Below are 18,936 nucleotides of genomic sequence, written 5' to 3' on the forward strand. Positions count from 1 at the left end.
AAGGGCACGAATTTGCGGTTGTCGTGTTGCCGGGTTACTTGTCGGCGGCGGCCCGCTCGATCATCGCGGACACCAGATCGGGATGGGAGATCATCACGACATGCGATGCGCCCTTCACGCCGACCGTTTCCTTGGCGCCCGCCCGCTTCGCCATGAATTCGTGAAGGTCGGTCGGGATGTTCTTGTCGGCGGTGCCATAGATGAAATGCGACGGCAGCTTGTGCCAGGACGGATCGCCGGAGGGGTCGTTCAGGGCCTCTGCCGTGACCGGGCGCTGTTCCGCGCCCATCAGCTCTGCCTGTTGCTCCGGCACATCTGCGGCGAACTGCTTCCAGAACTTGCTCTGCAGGATATAGAGATCGTGCTTTCCGTCAGGCTGGACGACAGGCGGCGCTAAGGCGTCGCCGAGCGTGCCAGTCGGGAACTTCTTGCCAAGGCTGCCGGCGCTCTCTCCGTTGTCCGGCGCGAGTCCCGCGACGAAGACGAGGGATTTGACGTTCGTTCCTTCGATGGCGACGTCGGTGATCACCGAGCCGCCGTATGAATGGCCGACCAGGACGACTGGCCCGTCGATGGACTTCAGAACTGCCGACACGTAGTCGGAGTCGTACTTCAGTCCCCGCAGCGGGTTCGCTACTGCGACGACAGGATAGCCGTCCTTCACCAGCTTGGCGGCGACGCCGTCCCAGCTCGCCGACTCCGCGAAGGCTCCGTGGACAAGGACGATCGTCGGCTTCGACGCCGCCATCGCGCTTTGGCTTACGATGAGAGCCACGACCATTGCTGAACTCGACAACCACTTGTTCATGCGAAGAACCTCATACTGGGCGCCTGCAAAAGTGGGCATGCGCACTCGGTTTATGTTCCCGCGAGGCTACTACGCGGCACCGTCCAACAGTGTGAGTTATCGAGATGGCGTGTGAGATTTAGTTTGGCGATCTGTGGCGCGTTCGGCGTGAGCTGGGGATGCCGAAAACGTCAAATCCTATGCCCAACGGAAGAAGGCGACCTTCACGGCCGCCTCCAATCTTCAACGCTCGCTCTTGCCTAAGCGGTCACGCGTTGATCGCCACGTCCACCGCCGATAACAGATCCTGATGCCGCACTGGCTTCGTCAGGAACTCGACCGCTCCCGCCTTCATCGCACGCACCGACATCTGAATGTCCGCATGACCGCTGATGAAGATGATCGGGTATCGTATTCCAGTCTTCAGGAGATCGGCTTGAAAGTCCAAGCCGCTTCTGCCGGGCAGGCAGACGTCGAGGATGAGGCAATCGGGCTGAGGTGAGTGCCCACTCTCCTGGTATTCCTTGACGGATTCAAAGGATGCGACGCCGAGGCCGACCGATCTCAGCAGTGTTGAAATCGAGCGCCGAACGCTTTCGTCGTCCTCGATCAGGACGATGTAGGGCGCCGCGGCCCTCGTCGCGGCGGGGGTGTCGATCTCAGGAATGGTCGTCGACCTCGTCGCATCGAACCGCGCTTCGTCTTCGGGCAACACGTCATCCCTGATCAGCATGTAGCCTCTCCTGACGATTGTCTTGATCATGTTGCCTTGGCTACCCAACGCCCGCCTCAAGGACTTCACCTGGAAGCGGAGATTGCATTCCTCAACCACCATCGACGGCCACACCTCGTTCAAAATCTCGTCCTTGCTGGCGATCCTGCCGTTGGACCTCAGTAAGACCATCAGAAGATCGAACGCCCGACCGCCTATTTCCTGCGGACGCCCGTCCAGCAGAAGCTGACGGGAATGCGGGATTGCGCAGAACCTGCCGAAGCGGATCGCGCCGTCCAAGACTTCGCGCTTCCTCTCTCTGGAAGGGTGGGGCAGGTATGTGTCTACTGGGTTCGTTTGGTCGAGCGTCTCGGCGAACTGGACTTGCATGGCTGACTTCCCCCGTCGGCTGCAATTGTTCATCGCGCTGCTGAAGATCGAACTCTTACAAATTTGGTCCCGCTCTAGGGAGGCGATCTCCAATTGCGTGCGATTTCAGGGAGAGCCTAGCTCTCGCCATGCACGCAAACAATCCGACCAATGGCCAGTCAGCCCCAGACAACGTCGTGAAGAACTAGACCAAGGTCTAGGAATCCGAACGACTTGGTGAAGTCGCCTGGCATGTCGTCTCACGCAAACTCACGACGCCTTACGACAACTAGCTCGTCGTTTCCGATCGCCGGGCGTAGCAATGATCGGGAAATCAACGACGTCAGGAGCGGTGTTCTCGCGCCCCTCATTCAAAGAAACCGGAGGCTGAAATGAACAGATCCATCATGAGCAGAACCGCCTTGGCCATAGCGATCGCGTTGTCGGCATCGACAGCCCTGCCGGCCACGTCTTACGCAGCGAAGAAGATTGTCGCCACACACAAGCTCGTCGTCCCGCAGGTCACCTATCACACGGTGGACGTCGACGGCACGAGCATCTTTTACCGCGAGGCCGGGCCCGCCGATGCTCCCGTCGTCCTCCTGCTTCACGGCTTCCCGACGTCTTCGCACATGTTCCGGAACCTGATTCCGATCCTCGCCGACAAGTATCATGTGATCGCGCCGGACTACCCAGGTTTCGGCCAGAGCGCTGCGCCCGACCATACGAAGTTCGCCTACACCTTCCAGCACTATGCGGACATCGTCGACGGTCTCCTTGGCAAGCTGGATGTCAAGGAATACGCGATGTACGTGATGGACTACGGCGCTCCGGTCGGATACCGGCTGGCGCTCAAGCATCCCGATCGCGTGTCGGCGCTCATCGTCCAGAACGGCAACGCGTACGAAGAGGGGCTCAAGGAGTTCTGGGACCCGATCAAGGCATACTGGAAAAACGACACTCCCGAAAACCGTCAGGCCTTGATGGTATTGTTCAAGCCCGAGACGACAGAATTCCAGTACACCGATGGAATGAGCGATCTCGCGCACATCGATCCAGACAACTGGGGCCACGACCAGCCGTTGCTCGATCGTCCTGGAAACAACGACATCCAGCTAGACCTCTTCCACGACTACGGCACCAACGTTCCGCTATATCCGGAATTCCAGAAGTTCTTCCGGGACAACAAGCCGCCGACGCTGATCGTCTGGGGGAAGAACGACAAGATCTTCCCGGCCGACGGAGCGTCTCCATATCTGCGCGACCTGCCGCACGCCGAGATGCATCTGCTCGACACGGGCCACTTCGCACTCGAAGACAAGCTGCCCGAGATGGCCCCGCTCATTCACGATTTCCTCGATCGAAAACTCAGCCGCGACTAGATCAAGACCTCGCCACCACGCACCCTCCCTGCGTGGTGGCACCCATTCACCGCGAATGGCACAACACGATGGAGCCGGAAATGAACAAGCACGATTACGCACTTTCGAGACGTGGCTTCTGCCTCTGCTGCCTCGGTGGCGCGACGTTCGCGACAACGGGCGGATGGCTCACTCCGTCCGAGGTTTTCGCGGCCGCCAAAAGTCTCGTCGTCCAGATCCGGGAGGCCGCGGCCGCGACGGCCATCACCACGACCAAGCTGCCGGGTGGCATCAGCGCGCTGTCCGGCTCCGGCGGCAACATGGGCGTCCTCGTCGGTGACGACGGGAAGCTCCTCGTCGACGCCGGAATCACGGCGACCCGCCCGCGCATCGCGAAGGCGCTCGCCGATCTCGGTCCGCAGCCGATCAAGCATCTCATCAATTCGCATTGGCACTTCGACCACACCGACGGCAACGAGTGGCTCAATTCGCAAGGCGCCATGATCATGGCCCACCCGAACTCGCTGAAACATTTGACCGTCGCCACCCGCGTCGTCGACTGGGACTTCGACTTCCCGGCATCACCAAAGGGAGCTCTACCGACAATGCTGATGAAGGGCGACGAGGAGACGTTGAAGTTCAATGGCCAGACGATCGCGCTGAAGTACTACGGCCCCGCCCATACGGACAGCGACATATCGGTCTTCTTCCAGGAGGCGAACGTCGTCCATGTCGCCGATACCTTCTGGAACGGCGTCTACCCCTTCATCGACTATTCGACGGGGGGGAGCATAGACGGTCAGATCAATGCGGCCGAGGCGAACGTCAAGATGGTGGACGACCAGACGGTCGTCATTCCGGGCCATGGCGAGATCGGCAACATGAAGGACTTGATCGCCTGGCGCGACATGCTCGTCGGCTGCCGCGAGAACGTGGCCAAGCTGAAGAAGGACGGCCGTAGCGTGGAGGAAACCGTCGCCGCCAAGCCCACCGAGAAGTGGGATCCCGTCTTCGGGAACTGGGCGATCTCGCCGGCGCTCTTCACCCGCCTTGTCTACGAAGGCGTCTGAGCGGAAACTCCTCGCGGCGGCTCGAAGTGCCGGTCAACAAGGAGGGCGGGCGACCGTGGAGACGGAAAAAAATATCTCGAGCGACGTCGCGTTCTCGCCGTCGGTGAAGGAGATTCAAACAAGGAAGGGATCGCGCCGGTCCTACGCTCGTGTCGAAGAGCGTGGATGGGCGACGGCGATCACGCCCGACCTGAAGGACTTCATCGAAAAGCAAATCAGCATTTTCATGGCCACCGCCAACAAGGAGTGCCAGCCGTACATCCAGCACCGGGGCGGGCCGCCGGGATTCCTCCGGGTGATCGACAAGACTACGTTGGGATTCGCCGACTACATCGGCAATCGTCAATATATCACGCAGGGAAACCTCGTCGATAACGCCAAGGCGCAGCTCTTCCTCATCGACTACGGCAGTCGGTCGCGAGTGAAGATCTGGGGGACGGCGCGCGTCGTCGAAGACGATCCGGCGCTCCTAGAGCAGTTGATGCCGAAGGGATACCAGGCGAGACCCGAGCAGGTCATCCTCTTCCATGTCGAAGCCTGGGACGCGAATTGCCCGCAGCACATACCGCTCAGGTTCGAGGCTGACGAAGTCCTGAAAGCGATCGAGAGCAGGGATGCGCGGATCAAGGAACTGGAGGCCGAGATCGCTACGCTCAAATTGGCGAAATCTTCCGACGTCCAATAGTCTCATTCAAAGGGTTCACACATGACCCGCCCGCCGCTACCTCCATTCACCCTGCAGTCGGCGATCGAGAAGGAGCGGCTGGCTGAGGACGGCTGGGACACCCGCGAACCCCTCGAAGGTTTTCTTTGCCTACAGCGTCGACAGCCATTGGCGGAACCGCGCTGAGTTCTTCGTCGGGCGTACCGTAACCGGTGTTCCGATCACACCTTGAAGGCGCAAGTCCGTCCGCACGCCAAAGCGCCCGCGATATTGCTTGCGATGCACGCACGACGCGATTTAGGTTTCGATGAGATGAGTAAATTTTGGCACCGGATCACGTACTTTCGTCATCGCAGCGAGCTGTGGGCACTTGGTTTGGCGATGCGGGTGCCGGTGCTAGCGATGCTTCCGATCGGAATCCTACTGGGTTTCTGGTGGGTCATTGCCCCACTGCCTATTGTTCTTCCGATTATTCTACTGCTCGATAGCCTCGGCCATTTTGGCACAATGGTCTCGGCTGTCTTCGGAATTCCGGTTCTTGTGGCGCTGTTCCTTGCCACCCCATGGTTCTTTGGATGGTACGGTATTGCAGCCAGTCTGATGTTTGGTCGATTCACGACCGCGAAAGCCAAGGAGAAAGCCTTGGCAGAATCAATTCATGCCTATCGAACGAAAGCCGTTTGACTCCGAGCTATCCTTCTCTTGAACGGAGCCAGAAGACTCAACCTGGACCCCGACATGTCGTGGGGCGAAGGAGCTCGACTACCGTCTGATCAAGGAATTGTGGGCGTTTTCCGGAAACCGGATAGCGGTTCGCTTCGCCTACGAGCATCACGACGACAGCAATCACCTGGTTCCGGACCGAACACCTTTTGGCGAGCGTGGGAGTTCCTGACGCAGCGGTGAGAGGCGTTTCGACCGCGGGAAAGGCCGCGTCGCTCTTCGCATCCGTCGTCCTCGGCGCCGAGATCGTTCTGACGAACCTTGGAGGCTCGATGTCCGGACCGATTAACGGCGTGTTTCGTCTTTCAGTACCGTTCGTGAGCCTGGGGTTCGAACAGGGGCGATCCATCTCTCCTATACGAGCTTCGACCCACGCCCAGCTATTCTTCAGGAGTTGCGGATCGCTCTTGCGAGGATGGGGGAGGCGGCAGGGTGAAGCTGAACGTGCTTCCCGTGTCCTTCTCGGCCGTAACCCAGATATGGCCGCCGTGCGCCTCGATGATGGATCGGCAGATCGAAAGCCCCATACCAATGCCAGTCGCCTTGGTGGTAAAGAACGCCTCGAACGCCCGATCGGCTGTATCCGGATCGAGCCCGACGCCGTTGTCCGAAATGCTGACCTGGATCAAGCCGTTGCTCCGGCTCGTGACGACGTGAAGCACTCGCCGCTCGTCTGCCGACGCCGCCATTGCGTCCGCGCCGTTCATGAGCAGATTGATCAAGACTTGCTGGAGCTGGATCCGATCCCCGTTAACGGCATCCGCTGTACTATCATAAGCGGTTTCGACAAGGACGTCTTTCTGTCGGAGTTCGCTCTTGGTCAACAGCAGCACTTCTTCGATCACGCCGCGGATACTTAGCGGCTCGACCTTCGGCCGCGAATTCCGTGCCAATGCAAGGATGCCGCTCAGCACCTCACCCGCCCGATGGCCGTCGCGCAGAACCCAATCGATCGCCTGCACGGCCTCTTCGATGTTCGGGGGACTGGCTTTCAGCCAGCTCATGGATGCCGCCGCGTTTGTGACGATAGCCATGAAGGGTTGGTTCATTTCGTGCGCGACGGACACCGCCAACTCACCGATGGCGGTCAGGCGGCTCATGCGGGCCAGATCCTCCTTCGACTTTCGCAGGGCGTCCGAAGTCTCGTTTCTCTGAGTTATGTCCCTGAACACGAGCACCGAACCCTTCATCTCGCCGCGGGAATCAATAATTGGCGCGCCGGATAAGTCGATGACGACTTCCGAGCCGACCTTTGACCGGAGCGCGTACTGGTTGCCTATCGCAAGATCGGCCTCACGACCGAGAATTACGGAGACCGGATCGACGACGAGTTGGTGAGCTTCGTCGATCAGCTTAAAGATGTCTTCGACAGGTTTGTCGGCGGCCTCCTGCTGCGTCCACCCCGTCAGCTTCTCGGCGACCGGGTTTAGAAATGTCAGCCGTCCCTGGTCGTCCGTCGATATCACGGCATCCCTGATACTCGACAGCGTCGCCGCATATCGTTGCTCACTCTCCTGAATTCGGTTTTGCGCAATCTTCAGGTCTTCGACGTCTGTGTTCAGGCCGTACCACTTGATGACCTTGCCGCTCTCGTCGCGGATCGGCACGGCCCGTAGGAGGAACGTGCGCGACGCGCCGTCGCGACGCACCATGCGGGCCTCGACACCTCCCGCCACCTCGTTGGTCAGTAGCCCCGTCCATAACACTTGGACTCGTTCGCGGTCATCAGGATGGAAGACCTGCATGTATCCAAACCCCATGGACTCTTCTTCTGTGAGTCCGAAGTAGCTCAACCACTGTTGATTGACGGCCTCAAGTCTCCCGTCCGGACTCGTGTGCCAAGCATGGGCCGGAAGCATGTCCCATGATAGGCGCAATTCCCATTCGGAAAGACGAGCCCTTTCCTGCGACTGGCGAAGCTCGGAGTCGACGGTCGCCTTCTCGATCCGCAAGGCGGCATATGAGGCCAAGTTTTCGAATGCATTGGTCAGGTCCCCTTCGATCGCCACGAGGGTGGAGCTTCCAATCTTCAAGATGCCAAGGACCTCCTCTCTGACCAGGAGTGGGACCAGCAGCTCACAGGGCAGGCCGGAACCGACGTTGCCCGCCACGGCGACCGGCATTCTGGTTTCCAGGAGCGAGGACATGACCGAGGAAGGAAAAGGATCGGAACCGTCTTCCGGGAGGAAGACCACTTCCGCCCATTCGACGACCTCGAACTTCAGGCAGGCATTCGCAAGCACATCGGCGACACGGTCGCGATCCGCATCGGCAGACAGCGCTCGCAGCAATCGCATGCCTTCCGTTGCATCCATGGTCCGTTCCGCCGGAGATGTCCTTGAGGCGCAGAGTAGCAGGACGCGGGATATCGGCAAGTTGCCTGAAATTTCGTCAGAGTACGATAGCGTGCAGGCCATCGCGGATGGCCCTCGACAGCAGGTGAAACGAGTGACTTAATGAGCCCGATGCGGTGAGCGGGGGCAGACATGGAAGATCCTTATCCGCCATTGTCGCCGCTCAAGACGGGCGTTCGCGGGCTGTGCCCCCGATGCGGCCGCGGGCATCTGTTCGACGGCTTCCTCACTTTGCGCAAGAAGTGCGAGGTCTGCGGCCTGGACTACTCGTTCGCCGATCCCGCCGATGGGCCGGCGTTCTTCGTGATCTGCTTCGCCTGCGTTCCGACGGTACTGCTGTCGGTCTGGCTTGCGGTTGCGCACCAGGCGTCGATCTGGACCCAGATTTTGGTGACGGGGCCATTCATGATCCTGACGTGCATCCCGCCCTTGCGCCCGCTCAAGGGATGGCTCGTCGCCAGCCAGTATTTCTACAAGGCTGAGGAGGGCAAACTGTCCCGGCGGGACGACGCCGGCCAGGAATAGAGGAGTATCATATGCGTTTAAAAGCCATCGAGCACCGCACGACCCACGCCTTCCAGGAGGCGGTGGAAACGGTCGTGAGTGCGATCGGGAAGGCTGGGATGACTGTATTGGCCGAGATCGACCACGCGAAGGCGGCACGAGACAGCGGGCTGTCGATGCCTGAGACGCGTGTGATCCTCTACGGCAATCCAAAGGCGGGAACGCCAGTCATGCTGGATACGCCGCTCACCGCTCTCGATTTGCCGTTGCGAATGCTCGTCCGGGAGCTTCCTGGGCGCAGTTCAGCAGTCGCCTTTCACCCGATGGCGGAGATGTTCGAAGCACTCGGGGTCAAGCGCGAAGTCGCAGCCCGATTTGATGTGGTTCAACAGGCGATCGTCGGCGAGGTCTGCGGTGGCTGTCCCACGGCAACTCGCGACCGGGATAGCGCTTCATCTGACTCTTGAGAAAGGAGAAGTCGATGAGCAACTATAGGAAAGTGGCGCTCGTAACAGGTGGCTCCCGAGTTCTCTAGGCGCCGCGGTGGCTCTTGCTCTCGCCGACGAAGGCGCCGACGTCGCGATCACGTACGAGAAATCAAAGGAGCGTGCGGAAGCCGTCGTCGCGCAAATCGAACGGCGGGGCCGCCGCGCGGTGGCGATACAATCGGACCAGGGCGACCCGTCGAATGCCAGGCCTTTGATCGAGAAAGTTGTCGAGCGTCTCGGAAAGCTGGTCCTCGCGAACAACGCCGCCGTCGCATGGCAGGGGGCAAGGATCGACGATCCGGAGATTGACAATTCCGCGATGGACCGGCAGTGGGCGAACAACGTGAACGGCGTCGTCGCCAACATCAGGGCGCGTCGAAGGTTCTCCCCGAAGGCGGCCGTATCATCTCGGTGGGTTCCGGTGTCGGCACTCGCGCGCGCTTTCCTGGAACGGCGGACTATGCGGGCACCAAGGCAGCCGTGATCGGCTACTCGAAAGGCGTCGCCCGCGACCTCGGGCCACGAAAGATCACCGTCAACATCGTACAGGCGGGCGTCATGGCGACCGACATGCTGGCCGGTTCCGAAGACGAGCTGCCCGCTGGTATTCTGGACCTTCATGCCCTCGGACGGATCGCGACAGTCGAGGAGGTTGCTGCCGGCATCGTCTTCCTCGCAAGCCCTACCGCGAGCTACGTTACGGGTTCGGTTCTGGACGTCAACGGCGGCTATCTGGCGTAGCCGGCTGCCTGATCAAAACAGACGTTTTCGAAAGACCGACTGCTATCAGGACGTGACAATCGTTCCGTTCCAAGAGGCGGCCGGTACGCGCCGATAGTTTGCCTTAGCCGCGAACCACGAACTGGAGGTTCTCCCGATGACATCGACGTCAGACGTTTCCCTTACGAGACGAGAAGCTCTTCTTGCGGGATCCGCCACTGTGGTCGCACTGGCAGTCAGTCCGTCGGCATCAGCCGCCACCAAACCGAAACAATCAACAATGGAGAACAAGTTCATGGGTACTGTGAAGGTGAAGGACGGAACCGAGATCTTCTACAAGGACTGGGGACCGAAGGACGCGCAGCCCGTCGTCTTCCACCACGGCTGGCCGCTGAGCGGCGACGACTGGGACAACCAGATGCTCTTCTTCCTTAATGAAGGATTTCGGGTCATCGCGCACGACCGTCGCGGCCATGGCCGTTCCTCGCAGAGCCGGACCGGGCATGAAATGGACACCTACGCGGCCGACGTCGCCGAACTGGCGGAAGCGCTCGATCTCAAGAATGCCGTTCACATCGGTCACTCAACCGGAGGCGGCGAAGTCGTCCACTACGTCGCGCGGGCGAAACCGGGCAGGGTTGCCAAGGCGGTCATCGCCGGCGCAGTTCCCCCGGTCATGCTAAAGTCGGACAAAAACCCCGGCGGTCTGCCGATCGACGTGTTCGACGGCTTGCGCAAGGCGCTGGCCGCCAACCGCGCGCAGTTCTACATCGACGTTCCGACCGGTCCTTTCTATGGGTTCAACCGCTCGGACGCCAAGATATCGCAAGGCCTGATCGACAACTGGTGGCGGCAGGGTATGATGGGCTCCGCCAACGCCCACTACGAATGCATCAAGGCTTTCTCGGAGACGGACTTCACCGAAGATCTGAAGAAGATCGAGGTGCCCGTATTCGTCATGCATGGCACGGACGACCAAATCGTCCCCTACCAGGATGCTGCCCTGTTGTCGGTCAAGCTGCTGAAGAACGGCACTTTAAAGACCTACGATGGATATCCGCACGGAATGCTGTCGACCCATCCGGAGGTGCTGAACCCGGACATTGTCGCCTTCATCAAAGCGTAAAAAGGACGGCGGGGCCGGCGAGATCCCGGCCCCGCTCCTGGTTAAGGTCCTCCACGATTAGGCGACGACTTCGTTCGCAACTCTCCTCACGCAAACTCACAAGCTCTTCCCGCAACTTCTTAGCCTTCCCCAAGTCCCGAGAGTACCTTCGCAGCCATCACAACAGGTCACGCCACCATAGGAGATGAATATGCGACTCCAGGGAAAGATCGCCGTCGTTACCGGTGCCAACAGCGGGATCGGTCTCGCGAGCGCCAAACGATTTGCGGAGGAAGGCGCGCGGGTTTTCATGACCGGCCGCCGAGCGGAGCAGCTCGACACCGCCGTCCGCGAAGTTGGTGGCAACGCCCGTGGCGTCCAAGGTGACATCGCCAACCTAGGCGATCTTGACCGGCTCTATGAAATCGTAAAGGCCGAGGCCGGCCATCTGGACATCGTCTTTGCAAACGCCGGAGGCGGGGAGTTCGCACCGCTCGGCGCGATAACCGAGGAGCACTACGACCGGACCTTCGACATCAACGTCAAGGGCACGCTTTTTACCGTTCAGAAAGCCTTGCCGCTCTTGAAGGACGGCAGCTCCGTGATCCTTACGGGTTCGACGGCGGCGTCGACGGGCATTCCCGCGTTCAGCGTCTACGGCGCGACGAAGGCCGCCATCCGCAGCTTCGCTCGCAACTGGATCCTTGACCTCGCACCTCGGAAGATCCGTGTGAATGTTCTAGCTCCCGGCGCGACGTCGACGCCCGGCTGGCACGACCTGGCAACGTCGGAGGAAATGAAGAAGGAGATGATGCGTCTGACCCTGGCGGGTATCCCCCTTGGGCGTATGGGCGACCCACGCGAAATCGCCAACGCCGCGCTCTTCCTTGCCTCGGACGAAAGCAGCTTCGTCAACGGATGCGAACTTTTCGCGGACGGCGGGTCGGCGCAGATATAGGCTCCGCCGCCTCACTAGGCGCCGGAATTTTTTGCATCGCCATCGTCGAATGTTCTAGGATCGCGAGCCGGCTCGAAGCAAGGCCGATCGGAGCATCGTGATGGACGTATCTCGATACCAGCGCCAGCTTCTGCGAGAGGACGACAGCTTCGTCCTTTTCCGCGGCATTTCCGAGGATGGAAACACCTCCGTCCTTATGAAGGCCTCGGTTTCGATCGACGCTTTACACGAAGGAATGCAACGCCTCGAGCGTGAAATGTCTTTTGCGGATCGGTTGGATTCAGAGTGGGCGGCGAAACCGCTCGCTCTCGAACGCCACGGCGGACAGAGCTACCTCATTCTAACAGACAGCGGCGGCATGCCGTTGAGCAACTCCGTAGAAGCGGCCCTCGATATCGGGCCCATCCTCTCGGTCGCGGTGAACGCTGCCGCGGCTCTGCGCAAGGCACACGCTCGGGGCATCGTCCACAAGGATCTCAGACCCGACAACGTGCTCGTCGACGCCTCGGGAAAAGTATGGCTCACCGGCTTCGGCATGGCCGGTCCTGCGAGCGCCGCCAGCGTGGTATCCGGAGGCCTTCAGGGAAGCCAATCAAATTCGCTGCCCTACATCGCCCCCGAACAGACGGGCCGGGTAAAGCGGTTGATCGACGCCCGTAGCGATCTCTACGCGCTGGGCGTGGTGTTCTACGAGATGATCACCGGGGAACTGCCGTTCGTGGCGGTCGATGCGGTGGAATGGGTTCATGCGCATGTCGCGCGACGGCCGATCCCTCCGCATCAGCGAAACGAGACCGTTCCGCCCGTCCTGGAGCGCATCGTCCTCAAGCTCCTCGCCAAGAGGCCGGAGGACCGATACCAGACCGCGACGGGTCTGGAAAGCGATCTCCAGAGATGCCTCGACAGTTGGAACTCGACCGGTAGCGTCGCCGACTTCGAAGTGGCTTCCAGAGACGCTGCGGATCGTCTTCGAGTGCCAGAGGGGCTGTATGGTCGGTCACGTCAGATAGGCGCCATCAGGGCGGCTTTTGATCGGGTGAGATCGCAAGGCGCTACCGAGGTCGTCCTGGTTTCCGGCCCGGCCGGCGTCGGGAAATCGTCCGTCGTGCACGAGCTGCGAAAGTCGCTGGCCCAGACTGGCAGCCTGTTCGCATCCGGTAAGTTTGACCAATACACGCGCGACATTCCCTATGCGACGATCGCGCAGGCATTCCGAGGCGTCGTCCGCCAGATCCTAGGTTCCGGCGACGCCGACCTGGAACGCTGGAGGAAGGAGCTTGTCGAAGCCTTAGGGCCCAATGGCCGGCTTATGATCAATCTCGTGCCAGAACTCGCCCTGATCATCGGGGAGCCGCTGCCGGCACCAGATCTTCAGCCTCACGAAGCCAAGGCCCGGTTCCACCTCGTCTTCCGGCGGTTCCTTGCGGTCTTCGCCCGTCCCGAACGCCCGTTGGCGTTGTTCATCGACGACGTTCAGTGGTTGGACGCAGCCACGATCGAGCTGATTGAAACGGTCACTCTCGATCAAGAGGTGAGCAACCTGCTTCTCATCTGCGCCTACCGCGACGACGAAGTACCGTTAGAACATCCGTTCAATGCGACGCGGCACTCGATGCGGGAGAACCTCGACAAGCTCGAGGAATTGAAGCTGGGCCCGTTGACCCCACAGGACGTCGGAAATCTGCTCGCCCACATGCTGCGCTCGGACGTCCGCTCCGTAGGTCCTTTGGCAGGTCTTGTGGTCGACAAAACTGAAGGAAATCCTTTCTTCGTGCTGCAGTTCCTCGCTTCCATGGAGGAGGACGAACTGGTCGTGTTCGACGCCGACAGGGGCGTGTGGCGATGGGACTCCAATCGAATACGGAACACGCGCGTCACCGACAACGTGGCCGAACTCGTTGCTTCCAAACTTAGCCGCCTCCCACGTCTGACGCTGGAAACAGTCAAATTGCTGGCCTGTCTCGGGAGTGGGGCTTCCATGGCGACATTGAGCATCGCCTCCGGCAAGTCCAAAAGGCAGATCGTCGCAATCCTGTGGGAAGCAGTTCAAGCAAGGTTTCTGCTGCGTGTTGACGACGCCTTCGTCTTCGCTCACGACAGGATGCAGGAAGCAGCCTACCTGTTGGTGCCGGCATTAGATAGGCCGGTCGCCCATGTCCGGATCGGCCGCGCGTTGATGTCGAGCCTGACACCGTCGGGAGTGCGAGAGCGCATATTTGAAGTGATCGACCAATTTGCCCGAGGACTTGGGCAGGTCACATCGGACGGCGAACGCGAACAGGTCGCCGAACTGTTCCTTGAAGCGGGGATCCGGGCAAAGACCTCCGTCGCCTACCCGTCGGCCCTCAGATATTTCCGCACGGGTCTAGGCCTTCTGAAACCGTCGCACTGGGAAAAGCGCTATGACCTCATATTCGCACTCGAACTCCAGCAGGCGGAATGCGAATACCTGACAGGCGATCACGCCGTCGCCGACGACCATCTTCTCGCGTTGTCTCTGCGCGCGAGGGACCGTGTAGACGGTGCGGCGGTGGTGCGCCTTCGGTCGTCGCTTTACGTTACCCTCGGAAATCAAGCGAAGGCGGTCGACGTCGCTCTCGCCTATCTTCGCGACTTCGGCATCGATTGGTCTCCCCATCCGACCGAACACGAACTGCGGCTAGAGATCGAGTCGTTGCACGGGCTGCTCGCGGGCCGTCCTATCGAGCAGCTCGTAAACCTCCCAAGAATGACGGACCCCGACTGGCTCGCCGCGATGGACGTCCTTGCATACACGATCCTTCCGGCCATCTTGACCGATGGCAATCTTGAAGACGTGATCTACACGCAGATGGTCTCGCTGAGCCTGCAGCACGGCAATTGCGACGCCTCCTGTTATGCCTACGTGTCGATCATTGTGGCGCTGGGCCTTCGTTTTGGGGACTACGATTCCGGCGGCCGCTTCGGTGACGTGGGCCTCGCACTTGTCGACGAGCACGGGATGGACCGCTTCAAGACGCGAACCTATACCTGCTACGCCTGCTTCGTTGTTCCTTGGACAAGACATCTTCGCATATCGGAGACCTTCAGCCGAAAGGCCATTCAAGCCGGCGTCGCGGCCGGCGACCTGGTGTTCATCGTCACGACCGCGCAGATGCTGGTCTCGCACCTGCTGGTCGCGGGCGCCGATTTGGCGCTGGTGGAGGAGGAGGCCGAAAGGTTCCTGGCGTCGGCGCGAAGGACCGGCTTCAGCCTTGCCGCGGACTCGGCGATCGGCCAAATACTTCTTGTTCGCGAGCTGCGCGGTCGCGACGGGCCGGAGACGGCGGGTGGATCGGTGCTTCCTGACAAGGTGTCCTACCAACAGCATCTGCAGGATGCTGGCGCGCAACTCGTCCTTCCACTTGCTTGGTATTGGATCCAACAAATGCAGGTGCGATTCATCGCGGGCGACTACGCTTCGGCGATAGAGGCCGAGCGCGAAGCTCGCAGCGTCGTGCAGGCCACCAGGTCTTTCATCGACATCGCCGAATACCGGTTCTACGCCGCGCTTATCCATGCGGTCGCCTGTGACGCGGCAACTGGCGACGATCGGCAAGAGCACTTCGAGGCGATACGGCGACACCAGAAACAGATCGATGCATGGGCGGAGAGCGGCCCCGAGAACCATGGAAATCGTCGTGCCCTCGTGGCTGCCGAAGTCGCACGGCTCGAAAACCGCGACATGGAAGCACTCGAGCTTTATGAAGAAGCCGTTCGCTCGGCGAGGCAGTACGGCTTCATTCAGAACGAAGCCATCGCAAACGAACTGGCGTCGCGGTTCTGCATGGAGCGCGGCCTGAAGACGAGTGCGACGGCATTCCTTCGCAACGCGCGGTCTGGCTATCTGGCTTGGGGTGCGAACGGGAAGGTCCGGCAACTCGATCTCGCAAATCCAGGTCTGAATCCGGACGCTAACGGGAAAGCGCCGGCAGCCGGCTCGGAGGTGCGGCATCTGGATATGGCCGCCGTCGTCGCGATGTCTCAGGCCGTATCTGGCGAAATCGTTCTCGACCGCCTCGTCGAACGGCTGATGGTCACTGTGGTTGAACATTCCGGCGCGGTCCGAGGGCTTCTCCTCCTTCCGAGACAAGGAGAGATGAGCATCGTCGCGGAGGCGCTTACCAAGGACGAGGGCGTCTTGGTCAAGTTCGAGGGGTTCGAGAGGAAGCTCCCGGAAACGATTGTAAGTTACGTAACCAGGACACAAGAAGTAGTGCTTCTCGACGACGCCCGGAGCGCCGAGCTGTTCTCATCCGACCCCTACGTGGAAGAAGCTGATTCAAGTTCGATCCTCTGCCTTCCGCTGGTGAAGCAGAAGCAACTGGTCGGAGTGCTCTATCTCGAGAACGGCCTGTCGTCCCATCTGTTCACCCATGACCAAGTGGCAGTACTTCAACTTCTTGCCTCGCAGGCAGCAATCTCGCTCGAAAACGCCGCATTGTATCGCGAGGCACAACAAACCCAGGAACAGGCCCGACGCGTGGCCGAGGAACTTCGCCTTTCATACGATATGATTCCGGCGTTGGCATGGAACATCAGTCCCGAAGGCCTCAATCCCGTCTTCAACAAGCAGTGGCACGACTATACCGGAATGACCGCCGCGACGGCTCGAGAAGCGTGGATAGAGTCGTTCCATCCAGAGGATCGAGAAAAGGCGTTGCAGAAGTGGACCGAGTGTCTCGAGACAGGAAACGCTGGCGAGGCAGAGCTTCGACTCATTCGACATGACGGTGTTTCTCGCTCTTTTCTCGTGCGGGTAAGGCCGGTGCGGGATGAAGGTGGATCAATCCTGAAGTGGGTCGGTATGAGTACCGATATCGATGATTTCAAAAGGATCGAGGAGGCTCAGGAACTGCTTTCCCGCGCTGGACGCCTGACGGCGTTGGGCGAACTCACGGCATCGATCGCGCATGAGGTCAACCAGCCTTTGATGGCCATCGTGATGAACGCGGCGACCTGCCTGCGCTGGTTGAGCGATGACCAGCTCGACGTCGAGGAGGCCCGGCAGGCAGCCGAGCGGATCATTCGCGACGGCCATCGCGCCGGAGATGTCATTACGAGTATCCGCGCGCTCGCGAAGAAGTCGCCGTTGGCCATGGAGGAGGTCGACGTGAACGCGATGATCGAGGGGGTTCTTGTACTGACCCGCGGTGAGCTACAGCGGCACGGCATAAATCTCGAAACCGAACTGGATATGAATACGGGATCGACAGTGGGGGATCGCACCCAGTTGCAGCAGGTCGTCCTCAACCTGATCCTCAATGCGGTCGAGGCCATAGGATCCTCCGAAAGCAGACCGCGGCGCCTGCAGGTGCGTTCCGGGAAGTCGAGCGACGGATATCCCCTCGTCGAAGTTGCCGACAGCGGACCTGGCGTGGACGCGGCAACGATGGAGCAGATCTTCGACGCGTTCTTCACCACTAAGTCGGGCGGTCTTGGCATGGGTCTGTCAATCTGCCGCTCGATCGTGGAAGCCCATGGGGGCCGTCTCTGGGTGACGCCGAACGAACCGGAGGGGAGCGTCTTCTTGTTTACCCTGAGGGCGGCGCGGAATGGGTATCGAGCGCAGGAATGACTGTGGCAAGCATCGGCGCGACGTCCTATTTCCTAGGCAATCCGGACCTGACGCTGCTCGTGTCAGGACGAGGACCGCCCGTCTGCGAAAGCAGATCGACGGGGTATATGATGCCTGCGAACTGGGACGGTTCCCGGTCACTGCCGCGAAAACAACGGGCGAACGAGCCCACCTGTCGGAATTTGCCGTCGGCGTGCCGCACACGGTACTCGCATTGATACGACGCACCGCTCGTAATCGCGGCGTGAAACTCCAGCGCCACCATCGAAAGATCGTCAGGATGTACGCGGCTCAAATAGGCCGTCATCCTCAGGCCGCTCAATTCGGTCTCGGAGTTGAACCCGAAGAGACCCGCGATCGCGCTCCGAACACCAGATCCGACCGCACGTTCCAGGTGAAGATGCCCGCTCCGCCGAAATCCTGATAACTGGTGCAGCGCAAACTCTTCACGACCACGGCGGGATTCCAATTGCAGGAGTGTGATCAGATTTTCCTACTCGTGGAAGTGCAACTTCCGGACGACGGCCCTCACAACATCTCACGGGAAAACACTCGCGTTTCGTCCTTCGAGACGGCAAGATCCGTGAAACTTATCGAAGGACACCGACATGACTTCCGAGAAGGCGATCCTCCCGCCCGGCGTGCTCGCAGGCGGCTTTCACAAGCTCCGCCACGGGAGCTTCGAAATCACCGTTCTTAGCGACGGCTACATTACCCTGACGTCGGATATCCTCATGCCTGACGGCAATCCGGAAGTCAGGCGACGCATTCTCGGTCGGCTCGGTGGCGACGCCGACAGCGCGCCGCTGCAGACGAACATCCCGCTCATTCGGCACGGAAGCGATCTCATTCTCGTCGACACCGGGGCAGGGGTGAATTTCCAGCCGAGCGACGGCCGGCTCGCGGAGAACCTGTCTTCGGTCGGCGTCGATCCCGCGTCCATCACAAAGGTCATCTTCACGCACGTTCACCCCGACCACTCCGGCGGCACCACGAAGGTCGACGGATCGCTCCTGTTTCCGAACGCGCACTACTACGTCAACGAAGCCGAGTGGTCGTTCTGGACTGATCCCGACTACGAAGCGAAGATGCCGGAACCGCTTCATGTCTTCGCGCGGGGCGCCCAGCGCGATCTGTCCGCCGTCGAAGACCGGCTGACGATGGTGAAGCCTGGGGACGAGGTCGTTTCAGGAATGAACGTCGTCAGCACTCGCGGGCATACGCCGGGGCACATCTCGCTGGAACTGGCGGGAGACCAAAACTTGCTGATCGCAGGTGACGTCATCCCGAATAATATCGTGTCCTTCGAGAACCCGCGGTGGCATTTCGGGTTCGACACGGAGCCGGAGATCGCGCTAGCGAACAGGGCGGCTATGTTGGACAAGGCTGCCAACGAGAGGCTTCGGATGCTCGGATATCATTGGACATATCCGGGCGTCGGCTACGTGGAGCGGAATGGAACGGCGTATCGGTTCGTCAGAGGGTAGACTGTTCAAAATGGCCCGGTCAAAAGTGCCGCGGGTTC

General features: G+C 60.4%; 14 protein-coding genes and 3 pseudogenes. 13 read left to right on the top strand and 4 right to left on the bottom strand.

The window, feature by feature from the left end; genetic code table 11:
• Positions 1-34 precede the first annotated feature (34 nt).
• On the bottom strand, positions 35-808 hold the full coding sequence (locus HJB84_RS10725) for an alpha/beta fold hydrolase (RefSeq protein WP_221116022.1): 774 nt from the start codon (positions 806-808) through the stop codon (positions 35-37).
• A 247-nt stretch (positions 809-1,055) separates the two neighbouring features.
• Positions 1,056-1,889, bottom strand: coding sequence for a response regulator (locus HJB84_RS10730; protein WP_221116023.1), 834 nt, complete (start codon positions 1,887-1,889; stop codon positions 1,056-1,058).
• A gap of 386 nt (positions 1,890-2,275) precedes the next feature.
• On the opposite strand from HJB84_RS10730, the gene HJB84_RS10735 reads away from it, so the two are divergent.
• The 6 genes and pseudogenes from HJB84_RS10735 to HJB84_RS10760 all read left to right on the top strand — a co-directional run.
• Entirely contained in the window at positions 2,276-3,250 is a 975-nt protein-coding gene (locus tag HJB84_RS10735) for an alpha/beta fold hydrolase (protein WP_405049240.1), read from the top strand.
• Positions 3,251-3,330: 80 nt separating this feature from the next.
• The gene (locus HJB84_RS10740; protein WP_221115907.1) at positions 3,331-4,299 is read left to right on the top strand and encodes an MBL fold metallo-hydrolase; all 969 of its coding nucleotides are present in this window, start codon (positions 3,331-3,333) and stop codon (positions 4,297-4,299) included.
• A 55-nt stretch (positions 4,300-4,354) separates the two neighbouring features.
• On the top strand, positions 4,355-4,984 hold the full coding sequence (locus HJB84_RS10745; protein WP_221116024.1) for a pyridoxamine 5'-phosphate oxidase family protein: 630 nt from the start codon (positions 4,355-4,357) through the stop codon (positions 4,982-4,984).
• 21 nt (positions 4,985-5,005) lie between these two features.
• Positions 5,006-5,165, top strand: a pseudogene (locus tag HJB84_RS10750) (DUF1348 family protein); the annotation flags it as partial.
• Positions 5,166-5,191: 26 nt separating this feature from the next.
• On the top strand, positions 5,192-5,647 hold the full coding sequence (locus HJB84_RS10755) for a hypothetical protein (protein ID WP_259671069.1): 456 nt from the start codon (positions 5,192-5,194) through the stop codon (positions 5,645-5,647).
• Positions 5,648-5,699: 52 nt separating this feature from the next.
• Positions 5,700-5,813: pseudogene (locus HJB84_RS10760) on the top strand (DUF1348 family protein); the annotation flags it as partial.
• 253 nt (positions 5,814-6,066) lie between these two features.
• Here HJB84_RS10760 and HJB84_RS10765 read toward each other — a convergent pair.
• The gene (locus HJB84_RS10765) at positions 6,067-8,001 is read right to left on the bottom strand and encodes a PAS domain S-box protein (protein WP_221115908.1); all 1,935 of its coding nucleotides are present in this window, start codon (positions 7,999-8,001) and stop codon (positions 6,067-6,069) included.
• A gap of 171 nt (positions 8,002-8,172) precedes the next feature.
• On the opposite strand from HJB84_RS10765, the gene HJB84_RS10770 reads away from it, so the two are divergent.
• From HJB84_RS10770 to HJB84_RS10795, 6 genes and pseudogenes are all read left to right on the top strand, one after another.
• Positions 8,173-8,565, top strand: coding sequence for a DUF983 domain-containing protein (locus HJB84_RS10770; RefSeq protein WP_221115909.1), 393 nt, complete (start codon positions 8,173-8,175; stop codon positions 8,563-8,565).
• An 11-nt stretch (positions 8,566-8,576) separates the two neighbouring features.
• The gene (locus HJB84_RS10775) at positions 8,577-9,011 is read left to right on the top strand and encodes a DUF302 domain-containing protein (RefSeq protein WP_221115910.1); all 435 of its coding nucleotides are present in this window, start codon (positions 8,577-8,579) and stop codon (positions 9,009-9,011) included.
• A 76-nt stretch (positions 9,012-9,087) separates the two neighbouring features.
• Positions 9,088-9,773 (top strand): annotated as a pseudogene (locus HJB84_RS10780) (SDR family NAD(P)-dependent oxidoreductase).
• 274 nt (positions 9,774-10,047) lie between these two features.
• The gene (locus tag HJB84_RS10785; protein WP_221115911.1) at positions 10,048-10,878 is read left to right on the top strand and encodes an alpha/beta fold hydrolase; all 831 of its coding nucleotides are present in this window, start codon (positions 10,048-10,050) and stop codon (positions 10,876-10,878) included.
• A gap of 184 nt (positions 10,879-11,062) precedes the next feature.
• Positions 11,063-11,815: an SDR family NAD(P)-dependent oxidoreductase gene (locus tag HJB84_RS10790; protein WP_221115912.1), complete on the top strand. Its 753-nt coding sequence runs from the start codon at positions 11,063-11,065 to the stop codon at positions 11,813-11,815.
• Positions 11,816-11,915: 100 nt separating this feature from the next.
• The gene (locus HJB84_RS10795) at positions 11,916-17,411 is read left to right on the top strand and encodes an AAA family ATPase (RefSeq protein WP_221115913.1); all 5,496 of its coding nucleotides are present in this window, start codon (positions 11,916-11,918) and stop codon (positions 17,409-17,411) included.
• Positions 17,412-17,436: 25 nt separating this feature from the next.
• Here the strand turns inward: HJB84_RS10795 and HJB84_RS34075 are convergent, their stop codons facing one another.
• Positions 17,437-17,880 (bottom strand): PAS domain-containing protein, encoded by a 444-nt coding sequence (locus tag HJB84_RS34075; protein WP_405049241.1) that lies wholly within the window; start codon positions 17,878-17,880, stop codon positions 17,437-17,439.
• A 139-nt stretch (positions 17,881-18,019) separates the two neighbouring features.
• On the opposite strand from HJB84_RS34075, the gene HJB84_RS10805 reads away from it, so the two are divergent.
• Complete coding sequence (locus HJB84_RS10805) at positions 18,020-18,898, top strand: MBL fold metallo-hydrolase (protein ID WP_221115915.1); 879 nt, start codon at positions 18,020-18,022, stop codon at positions 18,896-18,898.
• Positions 18,899-18,936: the final 38 nt, after the last annotated feature.

The sequence above is a fragment of the Rhizobium sp. NZLR1b genome, assembly GCF_019685155.1.
In the GTDB taxonomy this organism is placed as follows: domain Bacteria; phylum Pseudomonadota; class Alphaproteobacteria; order Rhizobiales; family Rhizobiaceae; genus Rhizobium.

What these genes read in the sequence shown, in the direction of transcription:
- HJB84_RS10740 (WP_221115907.1), top strand. Translation starts at nt 3,331, where the DNA reads ATGAACAAGCACGATTACGCACTTTCGAGACGTGGCTTCTGCCTCTGC.
- HJB84_RS10790 (WP_221115912.1), top strand. Translation starts at nt 11,063, where the DNA reads ATGAATATGCGACTCCAGGGAAAGATCGCCGTCGTTACCGGTGCCAAC.
- HJB84_RS10725 (WP_221116022.1), bottom strand. Translation starts at nt 808, where the DNA reads ATGAACAAGTGGTTGTCGAGTTCAGCAATGGTCGTGGCTCTCATCGTA.
- HJB84_RS10735 (WP_405049240.1), top strand. Translation starts at nt 2,276, where the DNA reads ATGAGCAGAACCGCCTTGGCCATAGCGATCGCGTTGTCGGCATCGACA.
- HJB84_RS10805 (WP_221115915.1), top strand. Translation starts at nt 18,020, where the DNA reads ATGACTTCCGAGAAGGCGATCCTCCCGCCCGGCGTGCTCGCAGGCGGC.
- HJB84_RS10770 (WP_221115909.1), top strand. Translation starts at nt 8,173, where the DNA reads ATGGAAGATCCTTATCCGCCATTGTCGCCGCTCAAGACGGGCGTTCGC.
- HJB84_RS10730 (WP_221116023.1), bottom strand. Translation starts at nt 1,889, where the DNA reads ATGCAAGTCCAGTTCGCCGAGACGCTCGACCAAACGAACCCAGTAGAC.
- HJB84_RS10775 (WP_221115910.1), top strand. Translation starts at nt 8,577, where the DNA reads ATGCGTTTAAAAGCCATCGAGCACCGCACGACCCACGCCTTCCAGGAG.
- HJB84_RS10765 (WP_221115908.1), bottom strand. Translation starts at nt 8,001, where the DNA reads ATGGATGCAACGGAAGGCATGCGATTGCTGCGAGCGCTGTCTGCCGAT.
- HJB84_RS10795 (WP_221115913.1), top strand. Translation starts at nt 11,916, where the DNA reads ATGGACGTATCTCGATACCAGCGCCAGCTTCTGCGAGAGGACGACAGC.
- HJB84_RS10785 (WP_221115911.1), top strand. Translation starts at nt 10,048, where the DNA reads ATGGGTACTGTGAAGGTGAAGGACGGAACCGAGATCTTCTACAAGGAC.